The following is a 19,338-nucleotide window of genomic DNA, read 5'->3' on the forward strand; positions in this document are numbered from 1 at the left end:
TTTTTTTATGGCCACAATAGCATTTATCGGCCTTGGCAATATGGGTGGCCCGATGGCCGCCAATCTTGTGAAAGCCGGTCACACCGTTCGCGGCTTCGACCTCCTGCCGCAACATCTCGATGAGGCAAAGGCCAATGGTCTCTCGATAGCCTCGAGCGCGCAGGATGCGGTTGCCGACGTTGACGTGGTGATCACCATGCTGCCCGCCGGAAAGCACGTTCTCTCCGTCTATAAGGACATTGCACCAAATGCTCGAAAAGACTCACTTTTCATCGACTGCTCGACAATCGATGTAGAATCAGCACGCAAGGCACATGAGCTGGCCGCAAGCCACGGACATCTTTCCATTGATGCGCCTGTTTCCGGTGGCACCGGTGGCGCTTCCGCAGGGACATTGACTTTCATGGCTGGCGGCAGCGACGACGCATTCACACGCGGAGAGCCGATCCTGCAGCCAATGGCTGGAAAGATCGTGCATTGCGGCGGTGACGGCGCAGGACAAGCGGCGAAAATCTGCAACAACATGATCCTCGGCATATCGATGATCGGTGTCAGCGAGGCTTTTGTTCTGGCTGAGAAACTGGGCCTGTCCCACCAAGCGCTCTTCGATGTGGCGTCAACATCATCGGGGCAATGCTGGTCACTGACAACCTACTGTCCGGTTCCGGGACCGGTTCCAACATCACCTGCAAACCGCGACTATAAACCCGGTTTTGCGGCAGCTTTGATGCTGAAAGACCTCAAGCTCTCGCAGGAAGCCGCGCAAAGCGCTGGCGCTGAAACACCGCTCGGTGCACATGCACAGGAGCTTTACAGTCTTTTTGATGGTGAAGGCCATGGCGCCGAAGACTTCTCAGGCATCATCAATTACCTGCGCTCCAAATCAGGAGCAAAGTAAACAATTGCCCACGCAAAAAAATCGCATTGTTTAGATTTGCTTAAGTCTCTGATAACCGTACGGTAACGATGTTGAGCTAGAAAGGAGCACGAGACGGGTTCACCCGGCTCGACGCTCCGGATCTGGTACTGCGTACCGGAGCTCAGTATATCCCGCCAGTGTATTGTTCGGCGGAGATGCCATGCGTAATTGGCAAAACCGTGCACCTCTGGCAGCGCGGTTTTTGCCATTTCAGCCTACAAATAGTTGCCTGAAACTGGCCCGTTGCCCTTGATCACAAGGGAATGCACAATTACACGCCTTTGTTACAAAACATTTAGAGCTGTTCGATTGAAATCCGGACATAATCCTGTGAAATGCAGAGCGCTTCCAATGAAGCCTGCTACACAGGTGATTTTTATTCAGGGCAATGAATTTGACTGCACAACGACCAGCCACCGCTGTTTCCACTGCCGATAAGAAACTTTTCGGCCTGCCTTTGGCTGTAATTTTTGTGCTGTGCTATTTCGCGTTCCAAACCATTCTCGTCACCGTTGTTTCCAACGGCGCAGGCCTTGATGACGCCGAGCAGTTGGCCAATATTGGCTACCTGGACTGGGGGTATGGCGGATCACAACCCCCTCTCTATACCTGGATTACCAATCTGGTTGCATCGGTGCTGGGCACATCGATGCTCACACTCCAGATCGTGAAATTCAGCATTCTTGCAAGCCTGTTCCTAAGCGTTTACGGCGCTATGAGACTGCTCGGTTTTTCGCGCATCGTCGCGTCAGCCGGTATGCTTGGTCTGTTTCTCATCCCGCAAATCGGCTGGGAATCACAACGCGCCCTGACCCATTCAGTTGCAGGCACCGCCGGTTGTGGCTGGGCCTTCCTGGCCTTTGCCTGGCATATGCGCAGGCGCAGTGTCGTCTCTGCCGCCGCATTAGGCATCGCGATGGCTGCAGCTATCCTCGGCAAATTCAATGCCTCATTCTTCCTGATCATGCTGATCATGACAGGACTTCTCATTCCCGAATACCGCCGGATACTGCTCTCCAAGCTGAGTTTCGTTACGATTCTGGCATTCGCCATCTGCTTCGGACCAACTGCGCTCTGGATGTTCGCACACAAATCCAGCGTCATGGCGCGCGCGAGCAAGTTTGAAATCGGCGCTTCCGGCAATGTCTTCTTCGACCGGCTGATGGGCGTCGAGAGCCTGATAGAAGCAGCCTTTCTGTTCTCGATCCTTGCCCTGGCAATCGCGGGTATCATCGCACTCATTCACTGGCAGAAGAAAACCGCCCCCTCCGTTCCGCTGACCACCGGCGAGAAATTCCTGCGGCTCTTGATCCTAGTCGGACTGGTTATTGTTCTCGTTGGCGTTATCGCCACCGGCGCAAATAACGTGAAAGATCGCTGGCTGCAGCCCGTTCTGTTCCTCACTCCAGCACTGATAGCGAGCCTTTTTGCTCGTTACAGGACCGGAAACCGGGCCTTGATCGACTTCGCTGTCGTGAGCGCTGTCGTAGCTCTTATCGTCCCACCGGTGCTAAGCTATTACCTGACCTATGGCTCCAGCTCTCCGCCTTACGGTCAGCTCGACTATCGTCATTTCTACGAGGAAGTGCAGGCGAAAGGCCCGTTCAAGACGATCTTGACGGACAATGCACAGATACCGGGCAATTTCAGACTATTTGATTCGTCGTTGCGTGTGGTTCATCCCGAAACGCCAGATGCCAGAGCTCACCTGACATCACCCGTACTCGTTATGTGGTTCGGTGGCGCTGAACCCAATGAACGCATTGCTACCTTGTTGCAAAATGCGAACATCACAATACCTCATGACGGTATCGCTACCACCGAGATTGAATATAAAACCCGACCAGACAAGCACATAACCGTCAGCTATTTTCTGGTTCCATAAAGGAAAGGCCCGGGAAACCCGGGCCATTTATTCTCTTATTCTACTGTTTCCTGAACCGCATTAGCGGTGCCTTTTACGTCGCGGCCAACGCCGCGTACAGTATTTGCACAGGACGCAAGCGTGAATGCGCAGAGAACGATAGCAACTGGGACAAGTCGGGTCAGCTTCATGACAGTCTCTCCAATGGGATGTGCAATCCTCCCCCTTCAGGGGTAGGTGCATAGAGTTCCAAGTCTATTCAAACCAGTTATGCCTCCCGCCACATACGAAGCCCCTGCCCGGCATCTGGCGGTGAAGCCGATTCACTCGGCTGTCACAAAAGAAATCTAGCGCAGCGTTTTTCGCTGGCAAGAGAATGCATTAGTTCACGTCCCAATAAACTGTGATCTGTCATCAGCTGGAACGAAAAGTCTCAAACCGGCCGGAACGACGATAACCTTCGAAAACATTCCGCAGATGGTCAGCAACGACCTGAATGTGCGGCCCGGCTTCCGGCTTCACAATTATACCCAGCTGATAACGTCCCAGAGCGGGCAAACCATGTTCCGGCCCCAGAGCGACAATTCCATCGCTCAATAGCGTTTTACCAAATGGCGCAATGGCAAGATCAGCCATGATCGCAGCCCGCTGTCCTGTCGAATGTGAGCTCATATAGGCAATGCGGTAAGGACGGCCGCTAGTCTCAAGCGCTTCAAGCGCATTGCCGCGCCAGGCACATCCTTCTTCCCAAATCGAAAGAGGCAGAGGCTCCCGACGATAAGCCGTACCACACTTGGCACCCGCCCAGACGAGTTCCTCATCCAGCAGAACTTCCACATCGCCTTTGTTTAGTATCGTATGGGACATGTTGATCAGCGTAACATCGAGCCGTCGCTCATCGAGCCGCTTGCGCAGATTGCTACTCTGGTCGATCACGACATCCACTGTTACGCCCGGATGGCTTTCGGCAAAACGCTTCAAGACAAGCGGCAATACGCATTCGCCGATATCATCCGGCGACCCAAGCCGAACCACTCCGGTCACTGTGGGCGCAACAAATTTCGAGACTGCCTCTCGATTGAGAGCCAGAAGACGACGCGCATATCCGAGCAGAATCTCGCCATCGCTGGTCAGCGTAACCGAGCGTGCGTCCCGATCGAAAACGGCAACACCAATCTGCTCCTCTAACTTCTTGATCTGCATCGAAACGGCAGAGGGCGTGCGGAACACCGCGTTCGCAGCAGAGGAGAAACTTCCCGTATCGGCAATTGCCACAAATGTGCGCAGCACATCGATATCGAGCATCGGAAGGGGATGTTGAACGGGCGCTGTCATGACGGACTCCGTTTTTCCGCTCTTTGTTCAAATTTTCTGATCTTAAGCCTTTCTATATTTCGTTTGATTGAACGTCAAGCAGAATGCACATTGAGGACACGAACAAGCAGAGCTGCAGCGAGCGTATCAACCGAACTTCCTGAATGAGGAGAGAGAAAATGACCGTTCAATGCCAATCCGCTCCCAACGGCCGGGCATCAGTCGTGCGCTTTACATCAACGTCATCCGTTGCGAACGCACAGTCATGGTTTCTGGCATTTTACTCCGAAGTGCAAAAACGGATCGAAGCCTGGTCGTACGAACGTCGGGTGAAGCGCAGCCGTCGTGTGCTGGAATCGCTACCTGAACACATATTGCACGATATCGGCTGGCCAAACGTTGATGATCGTCTGCCGGGCATCGCCAAAAACACAGCAGAGTTCAAGCGTGGACAGTAAAGCCAATTGAGGGCGATCATGCGATCCGCCCTCAATTTCCCGACATTAAAATACCTTTTCGCGGCAGGCATTTAGCCGCACTTTGCAACCTACCCGTTCTGTGTCTCAATAGAACACTATCTTGTTTGCGCCATCGCCCTCCCCCTGTGAAACCGGGCCAACGCAGCAAGGTTGCCGGTCTGAAAGCGACCGGAGAAAACCGGGCCCAAAAGACCCGGAGTCGTGACGGAGACACAAGGCTTCAACTGCGTCGGGAACCGCAGCCAGAGCCTTTCGAAAATGGGAACGATCGGGCATGATCCAAGCTTCATCGGTTAAGCGGTCTATTGTCTTTTTCCTGGTTCCAAACTTTTCGATGATTGCATTCGCAACCGCCATTGAGCCATTGCGCATTGCAAATCGGATGCTGGGTTATGACGCCTATAGATGGCGACTGACATCGGTTGATGGAAAACCGGTGACCGCATCCAACGGTGTGGAATGCGCCGTCAATGCATCGCTGGAAGACGAGCGACGTTTCCTGCAGCGCGAGCAGCGGCCCTCAATGGTATTCGTCTGTTCCGGCGTCTACGTGGAAGAATTCAGAAACAAGTCGGTCTTTGCGTGGCTGCGTGAGGAATATAATCGCGGCGTGGCGGTCGGTGGACTTTGTACCGGCGCCCATATACTGGCCGCGGCCGGGCTTCTATCTGGCAAACGCTGTGCCATTCACTGGGAAAATCTCCCTGGTTTCTCGGAAGCCTTTCCCAAGGCCGAGGTCTATGCCGATCTCTTTGAGGTCGATGGCAACCTTTACACCTGCGCGGGCGGAACCGCCTCTCTCGATATGATGCTGAAGCTGATCGGGGATGATTTCGACGCCAATCTGGTCAACAAGATCTGTGAACAGGCGCTGACTGATCGTGTCCGCAGCCCGCAGGATCGCCAGCGCCTGCCGCTGCGGGCCCGTCTCGGCATTCAGAACTCCAAGGTGCTCACCATTATCGAGATGATGGAAGCCAATCTCTCGGAACCGCAGGCGCTGATCAATGTCGCCCACACGATTGGCCTGTCGCGGCGTCAGGTGGAGCGCCTCTTTCGCCAGGAAATGGGACGGTCTCCGGCACGCTATTATCTGGAAATTCGACTCGATCGCGCACGGCATCTATTGTTGCAGTCGTCCATGCCTGTGGTCGAGGTCGCAGTCGCCTGTGGCTTTGTTTCGGCGTCGCATTTTTCCAAATGCTATCGGGAATTATACGGACGCTCGCCGCAACAGGAACGGGCCGAGCGCAAAATGCTCATCGCCGCTTAAGCACGACACTAAAGAAAGATAGAGCTGCATCTCGAATGGAGCAGCTCCACTACTGTCAGCTTTCAGAATAAAATCAAAACCATACAGGCTTTTCCGGAATCAGTTCTACAGACCGACCATCTGTGGATGCAGGATTGTTGGATATGTCGCGAACAGGACAGCCGATGCTCAACCTTCCGGGATTTCCAGAAGCTGCGATGCAGTCGTCTGACGCTGCGAATATGTCGTATAAAGGCAAATGTCGCGACCGGGCAACGACTATGGTTTTGTCAAATACCAACCAGAGCTGTTTCAGGTAATACGGAGTCGTTGGAACCGCTCTATCCATCTTTTTCACGCATTATCCGACGCAAAACCGCTACGCACTTTTGCTGGAAATGCTCTAGGGACGCATAAAATGGCAGAGTTTCCTAAGAAGGCAAAAGTTGTGATCGTCGGGCTTGGCGGTATCGTCGGCGCCTCGGTGGCACACCATCTGATCGAGCGCGGCTGGGACGATATCGTCGGCATCGACAAATCGGGTATCCCGACCGACATCGGCTCTACTGCCCATGCATCGGACTTCTGCTATGCGACCAGCCATGACTTCCTGTCGTGCTGGACAACGCTCTACTCCATCGATTTCTATGAAAAGATGGGGCATTACGCCCGCGTCGGTGGCATCGAGGTAGCGCGCGTCGGTGACGATGCCCGCATGGACGAAATCAAGCGCAAGGTCGCATCGGGTAAAGCTTTCGGCACTCGTGCTCGCCTGATGGAACCGTCAGAGATCAAGGAAAAATTCCCGCTCATCGAGGAAAGCCTGGTTCAAGGCGGCCTGTGGGACCCCGATGCCGGTCTGGTCATTCCGCGCTCGCAGACCGTCGCCGGCAAGCTGATTGATCAGGCTGAAGCTGCAGGCAAGCTACAAAGCTTCGCCAACACACCGGCCCAGTCGCTAATCGTCGAAAACGGACGCATCAAGGGTGTCGTCACGCATCGCGGCACCATCGAAGCTGACTATGTCATCATCTGCGCTGGCCTTTGGGGACGTCTGATTGCCGAAATGGTTGGTGAAGACCTGCCAGTCATGCCAATTGACCATCCGCTAACATTCTTCGGTCCCTATAACGAGTTTGAAGGCACCGGCAAGGAAATCGGCTGGCCGCTCATGCGAGATCAGGGTAACTCCGCCTATATGCGCGACACCGGCGATCCGAAAACTGCCGAAGGCGGCCAGATCGAATGGGGCTATTACGAGGAAAAGAACCCGCGCTTGTGCCATCCGCGTGACCTTCTGGAAAAGCATGAAGCACGTCTCTCGCCATCACAGCGCGATCTTGAGATGGACCAGATTCTCGAACCGCTTGAGCGCGCCATCGAGCTGACGCCCATTCTGGGCGAGCTTGGCTACAATGAAAGCCACTCCTTCAACGGCTTCCTGCAGGTCACGACCGACGGCGGCCCATCCATGGGCGAAAGCCAGAAGGTGCGCGGCCTATGGTATGCAGTCGCCATCTGGGTCAAGGACGGTCCCGGCATGGGTAAGCTCATTGCCGACTGGATGACCGACGGTCGCACGTCCATTGATCATCACGCCGTCGACTATTCCCGTTTCTACCCGCATCAGATGACCGAGCAGTTCATCTGGGATCGCTGCACGGAAACGGCGATGAAGGTGTACAATCCGGCGGTTCATCCGCGTGAACCCTTCTCCAAGGGCCGCAATATCCGCCGCTCACCATTCTATGAACGCGAAGTCGAACTCGGTGGCCATTTCATGGAGCTTGGCGGCTGGGAACGCGCGCACGGCTATGCCGCCAATGAACACCTTCTCGAAAAATATGGTGATCGCGTACCGGTGCGCGAAAACGAATGGGATAACCGCCACTTCTGGCGCGTCTCCAATGCCGAACACCTCGAACTGACCGAAAATTGCGGTATCATCAATCTCTCGCACTTCGCCATGTACGACATTGAAGGCCCCGACCATGTCGAGCTGATGGAGTGGCTCTGTGCAGCTAAAATCGGCGGCGATGCCAATATCGGCAAGGGCATCTATACCCACTTCCTCGACGACGAAGGCATGGTGCGGGCCGACTTCACGGTAATCCGCATGGCAGACCGCATCCGTATGATCAATGGTGCCGATGCCGGACCTCGCGACTTCCACTATATGCGTCGCGTGGCCGAAGATAAGGGCTTTAACGTTACGATCACCGATGTGACGGAAAAATACGTCACCATCGGCATCTGGGGTCCGAATGCGCGCGAGAACCTGAAGAAGGTCGTTGAGAGACCTGAAGGTCTTGATGCGGAAAACTTCCCCTTCGCTGCCATCAAGCCAATCCGGATTGCGGGCAAGGATGTTACCGCGTTCCGCATTTCCTATGTCGGTGAACAGGGTTGGGAATTGCATATGCGTTACGAAGACGGCCTTGCCGTCTGGGATGCGCTTCGCTCCACCGGCGTGATTGCGGTAGGCGTCGAGACCTATGCCAACACGCGTCGCATGGAAAAGAGCTTACGCCTGCAGAACGCCGATCTGCTGACCGAATACAACCTTCTCGAAGCCGATCTTGCTCGCCCGAAGGTCAAAGAAGCGGATTTCCGCGGCAAGGCAAAGCATGTGGAATATCGCGCCCGCGAGCATCAGCCTGCCATGCTCTGCACGCTGGCCATAACCGACAATGTCGATTCGAAAGGTGTGGCCAGGTATCCTGTCGGCATCATGCCAGTACAGGATTTGGATACCGGAGAAACACTCATCGACGAACTTGGCCGCCGGTCTTTCACGACCTCAGTCGCCTATGGCCCGACGATTGGCAAGAACATCACGCTCGCATACCTGCCATGGGCCTATTGTCAGGAAGGTCGCAAGCTGAATGTGGAATATTTCGGTGAGACTTATCCGGTTGAAGTGCTTTCGATAGGTTACAAGCCTCTCTACGATCCGGAAAACCTCAAGCCTCGCAGCTGACCGAGACACTTTCCATACAAAAAAGCCGAGGCAACGCCTCGGCTTTTCACATTCCGCAATGGTAAAACTATTTCAACGTGGCCTTGCCACCACTGATCGTGATCGTTTCATCGCCGGTCAACGCTTCGCGGTCCCCGTTCGGAAACGTTACGAAGCAGCCCGAGGCGCAAAATTCAACAGTTTCACCGGGCGCGACAATCATTTCGCGCTTGGAAGCGCCTTCCGTAACGACAATCGTCTGAGGGCCGCTATCATTATTGGAAATCTGCGCGGCATAGGCGCTGCCAGTTGAAACTGCAAAACCGATTGCTGCACCAAGAACAAGCTTCCCCAAGCTGTTGGCCTGATTTCTGTTCATACCGTCCCGACCTTTCCATCGCTCCCGCCGCGATATGTCCAATGTCGCAAGAGCCCTATTGCCCTCTGTCATCCCCTTTATAAGCGGACAAAACTGAACTGCAACTGAACGAAACGTTCATCAAGCCCGGTCGTCGGCATCCTCGTCGACTTCCGGCTTCTCTGCCACGGCCTTTTTCTTCTTGGCTGATGATGACGGCTCTTTCTCCTTCTGCATCAGATCGGAGAGTTTTTCGATTTCAGGCACACTGAGCACCAGATCAGTCCTGGTAGACGACAGATGTAATCCTTCCTCATGGAAGCGCTCGACAATCTGGAATCGCAACTCATTCTTGATACCACCCGTCGCTGTAATATCGGCCACATAAGCGTAGATATCAAAAATCATCAATGAATCGTTCATGTTCTGAAACGAAACGAACGGCTCAGGATTCTTCAAGATCGACGGATGACCGCGAACAATTTCGAGAAGCAGCGCGTGGACCCGGCGTGGCTCCTCCGTATAAGAGGCCTGCACATTGATATCGATGCGCCCGAGCTTGTTGCGATGCGTCCAGTTGCCGACGTTACCGTTGATAAGCGTCGAATTCGGCACGATGATCGATTGCTTCTGGAAAGTTTCCACTTCCGTTGCGCGCACGCTGATCTTCTTGACGATACCGCTGACCGTGCCGGCTTCTACCCAGTCGCCGACCTTGAACGGACGTTCGGCGAGCAGAATGAGACCAGAAACAAAATTCTGGACGATATTCTGGAGACCAAAACCGATACCGAGAGACAAACCACCGGCGATAAGGGCCAGGTTCGACATATTGAACCCGGCTGCCGATACACCGACCAGAGCGGCAAGACAAAGGCCAACATAGCCTATGACTGTGCGGATTGAATTGCGTACACCAGAATCGACCCGCCCGCGCGCCATAACGCTGTTGTCGAGCCAGTTCTGGAACCAGCGCGTCAGAAGATAGCCGATCACGAACAGCAGCACGCCGGTCAATAGTCCCATGAGCGAGATCGAAATATTGCCGATCTGGAAGCCGGTCATCAACTGATAGAAGGTGCTTTTAAGTTCGGCCCACTGGAAGCCGAGCTGCATCAAAACGAGCGGAATGCCGATCAAGGCAACGACGAGATTGATCAATATGCCCGCCACAAGGCCAAGCTGATCAAGGGTTGCGTCGTCGAAATGAAAACGCTCTCGCATTGCCTTGCCAATCTGGCTGGATGCGAAAGCCTGCTCTTCGGAAATTGCACGCCCAGTCAAGAAGCCCATATACATCGTAACCAGAAATGCGCCCGTCACCACGATCTGCTGCGATATGAAGCGCGCCATGCCGATATAGCCAAACAGCGCGGTCAGAATGGGTAAAAGCCCCAATATGATTAGGAATGTTCTGAATGCGCGCGGCCATGAACGGACAGCGCCATCCTTTTCGCGCTCAACCGGTTTCAGAAACGCAATCGCCAGGATGAGAACGCCGACCATCACCGTGGCAAGCAGGCTTTTCGCCATCGTCAGCGACAGAGGCGATGACAAAATCTGGTTGACCTTTCCGAAGAAAGAATCGAGCCCGCTTGTCAGCGCCGTGGCAGTTATCAGCAACCCCAACACGCGTCCTGGACGTGGTGCGACCGGAACCAGTCGCCACTGCGGCATATCCGAGCTGATACAGGCAGACGCCAGCCTATGAATGAAGAAAACGAGCCCAAGAACGAGAAAAAGCGACTGAATCAGAGCGGCAATATCTGTTCTCAAAACGTTGAAATAGTTCATTAAAAAGTAAGTCGTCGCTAGAAAAACGCCCACGGCTGCGGACGGTATAACCGTAGACCAGAAAGCCACTGAGAGGCGACTTAGATAGGAGGGCGATTCGATCGTTGGATCGCGTTGATAGAGCGTTCCGAGGACGCGCCTTGCACCCAGCTGGATGACCAGCGCCGCCGCAAACGCAAAAAACGCGGCAGCGAGAAATGACTTGAGCTTGAACGTACTTACAAAACGCCACCACGACTGAACGATGCGCCAGAGTGAAACCATCTGGTTACTGGCAGCCGAAGCAACCTCTGTACCCAGCGTCGTATCGAGATTCACGCGTTGTGAAAGTGTGCGTGCAAAAAGGTCTCGGCGCATGTCGCCGATCTTTGCGGACATCTGATTGACGGAAAGCGATGTGTCCTCCGTCTCACCGACAATGGCATTGATCTCGGCCTTTTCGGCGGTCAGTCGCGCGCGTTCTTCACTGACGATTGTCGGTTCTGGCGGCTGATCGCCAGAGGGTGCGGGGCCAAGCTGTTCCAGCCGCGTATTTATTTCGGTCAGACGCGGACGGAATGAAACGCCAGCATCCAGAAGCTTCTTTGAAAGAGAGTCCAGCTGGAGCTTGAGATTGGCCAGCGTTTCATCGTTCGAAGTGGCCTTGGGAAGCTGATCACTGATCCGTTTCGTCTGTTGCTTCAGATCGTTGATGACAGGCTTTTGTTGCTGAACCACGCTGGAAACAGGCGCTGGTGCCTGTTGCTGATCGGTGGCAGCGGGCGCTTGCTGGGCTGAGTCGTTTTGCGGAGCGGCAGCGGGCGCAGTTTGTGCCGCCGGCGGAGTCGAGGGCTTGTTATCCTGCGCAAAGGCAGGCGCAATGCCACCCGGCGACAGAACGCCGATCAGAAGAGAAAATGCAAGAACACGAAACGTCGATGAATATGCCAATTCAATTCTGCCGTTAAACAAGACATGGTTTCAACATAAAGCGCCCTAAAACGGATGCAAGGCGTAGGCCGTCTACAAGATTTCACGGTGCGCAGGAAGCGGACCCATAACGTATAAGACGAGCCTTGATGCCAGTATTTCCTTGTTCGTGCGAACACAAATGATTAATGAGGATTCGCAATGAGTGTGAAAAGCTGGCTCAACTCCACGGATAGACTCTAAAGAAAGTCTTGGCGATTTGATGAAGGGCATGAAAAACACGGAACAGCACAAGCGGCATGGTTTCATGCTGTTCGTTACGTGCGTTCTGTCGTTTACGGCTTTTCTGTTTGCCGTGGATTTTTCAACGCCGGACGAAGATGTTGCCCGTGGTCACTCTGGCGGCATCGTGGCAAGACAGGTCGAAGGCACTCCGACAACCCCTGTTCGCCAGCAATCCACCCCCTCGCCGCAGCCCATGCGGGCGATCTTGATCGAAGCGATCGCAGCCAAGATCAAAGCTGTTTACCTTGATGGCACCGGAGCAGCGCTGCCCGTGGCGGCAGTGGCTTTTGCTCTTCCAAAGTCGGCAGCAGCCAAAGCGGCGCTGAATTTCCAGCGCCTCGCAGTTTTGCAGAGACATTTTGGCTCTGCCCGTGCGCCTCCTAAAAGCGCATAATATGCCATCCTCGAAGATTGGCTTTAACCAATCCTGACACCATTACAAACGATGCCCGCACCGCTGCTTGATGAGTGGCAATTGGGGCGTACCAACCGGAACCTTAATTCATGCGTACTTCCAAATGGGTGGTTGTGCTTTATAGCCTGATCGTTGCGATCGGCGTTATCATTGCCTTGCCCAACTTTTTCACCCAAAAGCAACTTGAGGCGATGCCGTCCTGGTTCCCGAAGCGTCAGGTCACGCTCGGCCTCGACTTGCGCGGCGGCTCGTATCTCGTGCTCGAAGTCGATGCAGCGAGCCTGAAGAAAGACCGTTTGCGCTCTCTGCTTGACGATGCCCGCAGCAAGCTGCGTGCCGAACGCATCCAGCCGCAGTCGATCCGTGCTGTCGGCGATGCGGTCGTTGTGACCATCCCTGATGCGGACCAGCGTTCCAAGGCGGAAACTGCACTTCGCACCTTGATTTCGCAGGTCAATACCAGCGGTTTCGGTACGGCGATCAACGACATAGATGTTGCCTCGAACGACAATCAGGTACGCCTGACCCTCACCGAGGCAGGTTTCAACTATCGTCTTGATGCCGCTCTTCAGCAGAGCCTTGAAATCATCCGTCAGCGCGTCGACCAGGTCGGCGTTGCAGAACCGTCCATCCAGCGCGTAGGCTCGGACCGTATCGTCGTTCAGCTTCCCGGTCTTCAAGACCCGGCGCAGCTTCGCCAGCTTCTGGGAAGCACGGCGAAAATGAGCTTCCATATGGTCGCCGATGCCAATCCGAACGATGCGCCGCCTCCGGGCGTGACCATCATGCCGGATTCCAAGGATCCGAATATCAAGTATCCGATCGAGGATCAGATCGCCCTTTCCGGCGAGCGTCTCACCGATGCGCGTGCAGGTTTCGACCAGCGCACCAACGAGCCGATCGTGTCTTTCCGTTTCGATAGCCTCGGTGCTCGCCAGTTCGCGGACATTACGACGAAAAACGTCAATCGTCCGTTCGCAATCGTGCTCGATGGCAAGGTGCTAAGCGCCCCGGTCATCCGTGAACCGATCACCGGCGGCTCGGGCCAGATTTCCGGCAGCTTTACGGTTCAGGACACAGTTGTTCTTTCGGCACTCCTGCGCGCTGGCGCCCTGCCCGCTCCGCTGACCGTTATCGAAGAACGCACAGTCGGTCCTGATCTTGGCGGCGATGCCATCAAGATGGGTCTGATTACCGGTATCGTGGGCTTCGTACTCGTCGCGGTCTTCATCCAGCTCCTTTATGGCGTCTGGGGCACGATTGCCAACGTGGCGCTGTTGCTCCACACCTTGCTTACCTTCTCTGCCTTGAGCCTCATTGGCGCAACGCTGACATTGCCCGGTATCGCCGGAATTATTCTCGGTATTGGTATCGCGGTTGACGCCAATATTCTCATCAATGAACGTATCCGCGAAGAAACGCGACGCGGCCTCGGAGCCATGGCCGCGCTGGACAAGGGCTTCCATAGCGCCTTCTCCACCATTGTGGATGCGAATGTTACATCCCTGATCTCGACCTTGCTGTTGTTCACCTTCGGCACAGGCCCGGTTCGCGGCTTTGCGATCACCATGATGCTCGGTATCGCGATCTCCATGTTCACTGATGTGACGTTGGTACGCATGGTCATGGCGTGGTACGTTCGCAAGCGTAAGCTGAAGGTGCTCGTCATCGAGCCGTTCCTGAAATTCGTTCCTGAGAAGACGAATATCAGCTTCATGAATGCGCGCTTCATCGGCATTGGCGTCTCGATTGTGCTGTCTATTCTGTCCATTGGTCTGTTCTTCAAACCGGGACTGAATTACGGCATTGACTTCAAGGGCGGCATTCAGGCGGAAATCGTCACGTCACAGCCAGCCGATCTGGCGCAACTTCGCGCCAAGCTAGGCGCACTGGGTCTTGGCGAAGTAGCGCTTCAGTCAGCCGGTAGCCCGAATGATGTCCTGATCCGCGTCCAGCGTCAGGAAGGTGGCGAGGAAGCGCAGACAGTTGCTGTCAACAAGATGCGCGAAGCCGTGACCGAGCTTGATCCAGGTGTGAAAATCGAGCGGACAGAAGTCGTCGGCCCGAAAGTCTCCGGTGAACTGGCCCGTTCAGGCTTCATCGCCGTCATCCTGTCGGCACTCGGCATGCTCATCTATCTCTGGTGGCGCTTCGAGTGGTTCTTTGCGATGGGCGCAATCATCACGCTTATCCTCGACACCACGAAGATGGTCGGCTTCTTCGCGCTGTTCCAGCTCGATTTTAACCTGACAGCCATTGCAGCGCTTCTGACCGCTATCGGTTACTCGGTAAACGATAAGGTCGTGGTTTATGACCGCATGCGTGAAAACATGCGTCTTTATAAATCAAAGCCGCTACGCGAGATTGTCGATATGAGTATCAATCAGGTGCTCGTCCGGTGTGTTTACACATCGATGACGACGTTCCTGTGTATGCTCCCGATGGCAATCTGGGGCGGTAGCGCGGTTCATAATTTTGCCGTGCCGATGCTGTTCGGTATCTTTATCGCTACATCGTCGTCGATCTTCATCGCCGCTCCGATCCTGCTTCTGCTCGGCAACTGGTGGCAGCACCGCAAGGAAGCCCATCAGGCAATTGAAGACAGCGCCGCAGCGCAGAAATAACCCGCTTGCCGGGCAAGGCTCAGGCTTTGCCCGGCTCCCACTTACATAATTGAAAAGCCAGAGGGGGAAGGCACCTGATGCCCCATGACACGCCTTTGATAGCGACAATCGTCATCGGGTTATGCCTGGCCTTCATCTTCGGTGCGATAGCCACCCGCCTGAAAATCTCCCCCCTCGTCGGCTATCTTCTGGCCGGTGTCATTGCTGGCCCGCACACGCCCGGATTCGTAGCTGATCAGGATCTGATTCTGCAGCTAGCCGAAATTGGTGTCATCCTGCTGATGTTCGGCGTCGGCCTGCACTTTTCCCTCAAAGATCTTCTTTCCGTCAAAGCCATAGCAGTACCCGGCGCGCTCGCGCAGATTGCGGCAGCCGTAGCCCTCGGCACTGGCCTTGGGCTCGCCCTTGGTTGGGATGTACAGGCAGGTCTGGTTTTTGGCCTCGCACTTTCGACCGCCAGTACCGTCGTCCTGTTGCGCGCCATGCAAGAGCGCCGCCTGATCGACACCGAACGTGGACGCATCGCAGTAGGCTGGCTGATCGTCGAAGACCTTGCCATGGTCATGGCACTGGTGTTGCTTCCGGCAGTCGCCAGTGTAACCGGCCGTGCAGAAGGCTTAGCAGCGAGTGATCCTATCGTTTCATGGCTTGGCCTCGGCATTGGCGGCATCATCCTTCTCACCATTGCCAAGGTTGTTCTGTTTGTCGCCCTGATGCTCATAGTCGGACGTAAGGTCATACCGTGGCTTCTGAACGTCGTGGCTCAGACCGGCTCTCGCGAACTGTTTCGTCTTGGTGTGCTCGCGATTGCGCTGGGCGTCGCTTTCGGCGCAGCCCATCTGTTTGGCGTTTCCTTCGCATTGGGCGCATTCTTCGCCGGCATGGTGATGAGCGAATCCGAACTCAGCCATCGAGCCGCGGAGGAGTCCCTCCCCTTGCGCGACGCTTTCGCGGTGCTGTTCTTCATCTCTGTCGGCATGTTGTTCGACCCGATGAGTCTACTTCGAGATCCGCTGCCCCTGCTCGGAACGCTCGCCATCATTCTGATCGGTAAATCGGTCGCAGCATTCTTCATCGTGCGCGCCTTCCGTCGCCCTGTCAGCACAGCGCTCACCATTTCGGCGAGCCTTGCGCAGATTGGTGAGTTCTCCTTCATTCTTGCGGGATTGGGCGTCAGCCTAAATCTCCTCCCGCCAGCCGGACGCGACCTCATTCTCGCAGGCGCAATCCTCTCGATTTTCCTCAATCCGGTCATGTTCATTGTCGCGGAACGGATGCGACCATGGATCGAAAAGCGAAGCAAAGGCGAAACGTCAGCCGGTGATAACACCAGTGCCGAACTCAGTATTTCCGAGCCCGAGCCATTGCCGCAGACTTTACTGACCGCACACACGATTATCGTTGGTTACGGCCAGATCGGCGAAAGGATCGCAGCAGGATTGCAGGCAGAGACGCCTTTTCTCGTCATTGAGGATTCGTCGAAAGTCAGCGCCTCGCTCAAGGATAAAGGCATCCAGGTTATTACAGGGAACGCCTCGGATTCAGATATACTGAAGGCGGCCAATCCGGTAACGGCTCGAAACCTGGTTATTGCAATACCCAACGCTTTCGAGGCTGGGCGGGTGACGGCATTGGCCAGAGCCTCCAATCCGGAAATCAGCATCGTCGTGCGGGCCTGTTCAAAGGCAGAAGCACAATATTTGCATGATCTTGGCGCAGATTTCGTCATTCTGGGAGAAGAAGAAATCGCAGCAGCCATGGCAAAGGCAATCGGAACTGAGATCAAGAGGAAAAATACCGAAACCGTTTCAGAGGAAAACGAATTTCAGGCCGACGCATTAGGGATAGTATCGGGAGATGGGTCGACCGATATCATGGGCAAAAAAGGGGATGATATGAAGCATGAAGGCATGGTGACCGGTTGATGAAAGCAAAGGATTACATCTGGCCGGTCGTGGGCATTTGCGCAGTCGGTATTTCGGCTTGGCTTCTCTATCGCGAACTTCGCAGCATTTCGCTCGATGATGTTCTGGACAGTCTTTACGCCATCCGCGCCCATCATTGGGCGCTCGCGGCGGCTTCAGCACTTCTGGCCTACAGTTCGCTTGCTGGTTATGATCGCATCGCGCTGCTGCACCTCAGACGCAAGATTTCCTGGCTGTTTATCGCGCTTTGCTCCTTCACCACCTACGCGCTGTCGCACAATATTGGCGCTTCAGTCGTCTCCGGTGCGGTCGTGCGTTACAGGGCATATTCTTCTCAAGGCATGCCCGGCAGCGAAATCGCCGTCCTCATCGCTTTTTGTTCATTCACATTCATTCTTGGTGTTGTCATTACTTCCAGCGTCGTTCTCCTGCTGGAGCCGCATATTCTCATGCGCTTCAACGAGGAACTGACACCAACCGTCTCCATCGTCATTGCGCTTTTGATGCTGGCATTCGTACTGCTTTATGTCTTCGGTAGCTGGCTGCGCCTGCGTCCGCTTCAGATCGGCAGTTTCCGTCTGGAATATCCGCGGCTGTCGGTTGTGGTGCAGCAGCTCATCGTCGCACCGCTGGAGCTGATCGGTGCCGCTGGTATCATTTATTTTGCCTTGCCAGAGGCCGGCAATCCCGGTTTCCTCATTATTCTTGGCATCTTCCTGGTCTCATTCTCTGCAGCCCTGATATCGCACGCACCGGGCGGCCTTGGTGTTCTGGAACTCGTTTTCCTGACTGGCTTGCCGGATATGAATCAGGCTGATGTTCTGGCTGCGCTGATCGTCTTCCGTCTGCTCTACCTGCTTATCCCGTTCGCGATGTCGCTTGTGGTCGTGCTGGTCTTCGAGAAATCCCAGTTTCTCCTGCGCTGGAACGATAAACAGAGAAAATAGAAGCAGATAACGACGGAGCATATTTTTTACAAAACCCGCCATAATTTGAATTTGTTTTCCTTAAAATGGCGGCCATGGCCGCCTATCTTGGAACCAGTTTCGCAAACGGAACGAATTGCGAAATTAAACGCCCTCCGGTAATCCCCCCGTTTTTAACGGGGCTCGTCAGTAGAATTCACGCGGCCATTTTCAGTTTCTGTGCGGGCGTTACGCCGCCGATGCCCATATTGGGACGTTCGTTGTTGTAGGTCCATAGCCACTGCGTGGCAAATTCCTGCGCCTCCTCAATGCTTTCGATGATATATTGGTCGAGCCATTCATTCCGAACGGTGCGATTGTAGCGCTCAACATACGCATTCTGTTGTGGCTTGCCGGGTTGGATATGGCTCAAGGCGATGCCTTGGTTGGCAGCCCATTCCATCAGTTTGCCACTGACGTATTCCGGCCCATTATCAACACGAATTGCGAATGGTTTGCCGCGCCATTCGATGATCTGGTTGAGGCTGCGGATGACGCGTTCGGCAGGCAGCGAGAAGTCTACCTCAATGCCCAGACCTTCGCGGTTGAAGTCGTCCAGGACGTTCAGCAGCCGGAATTGCCTTCCATCCTCCAGCCGGTCGGCCATGAAATCCATGGACCAGACCATGTTCGGCGCATCTGGCACGGTCAGAGCATCGGGCTTGTCCCGCTTCAACCGCTTGCGCGGCTTGATCCTGAGGTTCAATTCAAGCTCACGATAGATGCGGTAAACGCGTTTATGGTTCCAGTGATGCCCCCGGACATTGCGCAGATAAAGGAAACACAGACCGAAGCCCCAGGTCTTCTTTGCCCGCGTCAGTCCGATCAGGAGATCGGCAATCTGCCCGTTCTCGTCGTTCAGCCTGGCGCTGTAACGATAGCATGTCTCGCTGACCTCGAAGGTGCGGCAGGCAAGCGCAACGCTCACCCCTCGCAACGCCACTGCTTTCCCGGCCATCTCCCGGCGTTGAGATGGCCGTGTCACTTTTTTCCAAGAGCCTCTTTAAGCAGTTCCGCCTGCATGCTCATCTCCGCATACATCTTCTTCAGGCGACGGTTTTCGTCTTCCAGAGCCTTCATCTGACTGATCATCGAGGCATCCATGCCACCGTATTTGGATCGCCATTTGTAGAATGACGCAGTGCTCATTCCATGTTCCCGGCATAACTCGGGTACAGGAACGCCGCCTTCCGCCTGGCGAAGGATGGCAAGGATTTGTGGTTCGCTGAATCTGCTCGTCTTCATTAAAATCTCCTCGATCATATAGCCCGAGAAA

At 54.8% G+C, this 19,338-nt stretch carries 14 protein-coding genes; 9 read left to right on the forward strand and 5 right to left on the reverse strand.

Features of this window, described 5'->3' with window-relative positions:
• Window positions 1–7 precede the first annotated feature (7 nt).
• Window positions 8–898, forward strand: a complete 891-nt coding sequence (mmsB, locus tag ABDF71_RS09680) for a 3-hydroxyisobutyrate dehydrogenase (RefSeq protein WP_151615710.1) — start codon at window positions 8–10, stop codon at window positions 896–898.
• A 409-nt stretch (window positions 899–1,307) separates the two neighbouring features.
• Window positions 1,308–2,804, forward strand: coding sequence for a glycosyltransferase family 39 protein (locus ABDF71_RS09685; RefSeq protein WP_010659831.1), 1,497 nt, complete (start codon window positions 1,308–1,310; stop codon window positions 2,802–2,804).
• Window positions 2,805–2,839: 35 nt separating this feature from the next.
• On the opposite strand, the gene ABDF71_RS09690 is transcribed toward ABDF71_RS09685, so the two are convergent.
• Window positions 2,840–2,974, reverse strand: a complete 135-nt coding sequence (locus ABDF71_RS09690; RefSeq protein ID WP_010659830.1) for an entericidin A/B family lipoprotein — start codon at window positions 2,972–2,974, stop codon at window positions 2,840–2,842.
• A gap of 223 nt (window positions 2,975–3,197) precedes the next feature.
• Window positions 3,198–4,118 carry a LysR family transcriptional regulator gene (locus ABDF71_RS09695; RefSeq protein ID WP_012091849.1) on the reverse strand — a complete coding sequence of 307 codons (921 nt, stop codon included), beginning with the start codon at window positions 4,116–4,118 and terminating at the stop codon, window positions 3,198–3,200.
• 158 nt (window positions 4,119–4,276) lie between these two features.
• On the opposite strand from ABDF71_RS09695, the gene ABDF71_RS09700 reads away from it, so the two are divergent.
• The 3 genes from ABDF71_RS09700 to ABDF71_RS09710 all read left to right on the forward strand — a co-directional run bounded on the left by ABDF71_RS09700 (window position 4,277) and on the right by ABDF71_RS09710 (window position 8,808).
• Complete coding sequence (locus ABDF71_RS09700; RefSeq protein WP_043063134.1) at window positions 4,277–4,555, forward strand: DUF1127 domain-containing protein; 279 nt, start codon at window positions 4,277–4,279, stop codon at window positions 4,553–4,555.
• Window positions 4,556–4,850: 295 nt separating this feature from the next.
• Window positions 4,851–5,849: a GlxA family transcriptional regulator gene (locus tag ABDF71_RS09705; protein WP_012091847.1), complete on the forward strand. Its 999-nt coding sequence runs from the start codon at window positions 4,851–4,853 to the stop codon at window positions 5,847–5,849.
• 397 nt (window positions 5,850–6,246) lie between these two features.
• Entirely contained in the window at window positions 6,247–8,808 is a 2,562-nt protein-coding gene (locus ABDF71_RS09710) for a GcvT family protein (protein ID WP_500061492.1), read from the forward strand.
• 67 nt (window positions 8,809–8,875) lie between these two features.
• Here the strand turns inward: ABDF71_RS09710 and ABDF71_RS09715 are convergent, their stop codons facing one another.
• Window positions 8,876–9,166, reverse strand: coding sequence for a hypothetical protein (locus ABDF71_RS09715; protein ID WP_012091845.1), 291 nt, complete (start codon window positions 9,164–9,166; stop codon window positions 8,876–8,878).
• 120 nt (window positions 9,167–9,286) lie between these two features.
• The gene (locus ABDF71_RS09720) at window positions 9,287–11,869 is read right to left on the reverse strand and encodes a mechanosensitive ion channel domain-containing protein (protein WP_500061493.1); all 2,583 of its coding nucleotides are present in this window, start codon (window positions 11,867–11,869) and stop codon (window positions 9,287–9,289) included.
• A gap of 241 nt (window positions 11,870–12,110) precedes the next feature.
• Between ABDF71_RS09720 and ABDF71_RS09725 the strand changes: the two genes are divergently transcribed.
• The 4 genes from ABDF71_RS09725 (at window position 12,111) to ABDF71_RS09740 (ending at window position 18,044) form a co-directional block, all read left to right on the forward strand.
• The gene (locus ABDF71_RS09725; protein WP_010659823.1) at window positions 12,111–12,527 is read left to right on the forward strand and encodes a hypothetical protein; all 417 of its coding nucleotides are present in this window, start codon (window positions 12,111–12,113) and stop codon (window positions 12,525–12,527) included.
• Between the two features lie 110 nt (window positions 12,528–12,637).
• Window positions 12,638–15,172: a protein translocase subunit SecD gene (gene secD / locus ABDF71_RS09730; RefSeq protein WP_012091842.1), complete on the forward strand. Its 2,535-nt coding sequence runs from the start codon at window positions 12,638–12,640 to the stop codon at window positions 15,170–15,172.
• 77 nt (window positions 15,173–15,249) lie between these two features.
• Entirely contained in the window at window positions 15,250–17,097 is a 1,848-nt protein-coding gene (gene ybaL, locus ABDF71_RS09735; RefSeq protein ID WP_500061494.1) for a YbaL family putative K(+) efflux transporter, read from the forward strand.
• The gene (locus ABDF71_RS09740) at window positions 17,097–18,044 is read left to right on the forward strand and encodes a lysylphosphatidylglycerol synthase domain-containing protein (RefSeq protein WP_012091840.1); all 948 of its coding nucleotides are present in this window, start codon (window positions 17,097–17,099) and stop codon (window positions 18,042–18,044) included. The genes ybaL and ABDF71_RS09740 overlap by 1 nt, the downstream gene beginning before the upstream one ends.
• A 175-nt stretch (window positions 18,045–18,219) precedes the next feature.
• Here the strand turns inward: ABDF71_RS09740 and ABDF71_RS09745 are convergent.
• A protein-coding gene (locus tag ABDF71_RS09745; RefSeq protein ID WP_086000475.1) for an IS3 family transposase occupies window positions 18,220–19,307 on the reverse strand; the annotation gives its coding sequence in 2 pieces (ribosomal slippage) (window positions 18,220–19,046 and window positions 19,046–19,307; 1,089 coding nt in all).
• Between the last annotated feature and the right edge of the window lie 31 nt (window positions 19,308–19,338).

Source organism: Ochrobactrum sp. WV_118_8, assembly GCF_039631535.1.
Taxonomy (GTDB): domain Bacteria; phylum Pseudomonadota; class Alphaproteobacteria; order Rhizobiales; family Rhizobiaceae; genus Brucella; species Brucella anthropi.

Coding starts and splice junctions, on each gene's coding strand:
- ybaL (WP_500061494.1), top strand. CDS start 15,250: ATGCCCCATGACACGCCTTTGATAGCGACAATCGTCATCGGGTTATGC.
- ABDF71_RS09695 (WP_012091849.1), bottom strand. CDS start 4,118: ATGACAGCGCCCGTTCAACATCCCCTTCCGATGCTCGATATCGATGTG.
- ABDF71_RS09690 (WP_010659830.1), bottom strand. CDS start 2,974: ATGAAGCTGACCCGACTTGTCCCAGTTGCTATCGTTCTCTGCGCATTC.
- ABDF71_RS09725 (WP_010659823.1), top strand. CDS start 12,111: ATGAAGGGCATGAAAAACACGGAACAGCACAAGCGGCATGGTTTCATG.
- secD (WP_012091842.1), top strand. CDS start 12,638: ATGCGTACTTCCAAATGGGTGGTTGTGCTTTATAGCCTGATCGTTGCG.
- ABDF71_RS09705 (WP_012091847.1), top strand. CDS start 4,851: ATGATCCAAGCTTCATCGGTTAAGCGGTCTATTGTCTTTTTCCTGGTT.
- ABDF71_RS09715 (WP_012091845.1), bottom strand. CDS start 9,166: ATGAACAGAAATCAGGCCAACAGCTTGGGGAAGCTTGTTCTTGGTGCA.
- ABDF71_RS09740 (WP_012091840.1), top strand. CDS start 17,097: ATGAAAGCAAAGGATTACATCTGGCCGGTCGTGGGCATTTGCGCAGTC.
- ABDF71_RS09710 (WP_500061492.1), top strand. CDS start 6,247: ATGGCAGAGTTTCCTAAGAAGGCAAAAGTTGTGATCGTCGGGCTTGGC.
- ABDF71_RS09700 (WP_043063134.1), top strand. CDS start 4,277: ATGACCGTTCAATGCCAATCCGCTCCCAACGGCCGGGCATCAGTCGTG.
- ABDF71_RS09685 (WP_010659831.1), top strand. CDS start 1,308: ATGAATTTGACTGCACAACGACCAGCCACCGCTGTTTCCACTGCCGAT.
- mmsB (WP_151615710.1), top strand. CDS start 8: ATGGCCACAATAGCATTTATCGGCCTTGGCAATATGGGTGGCCCGATG.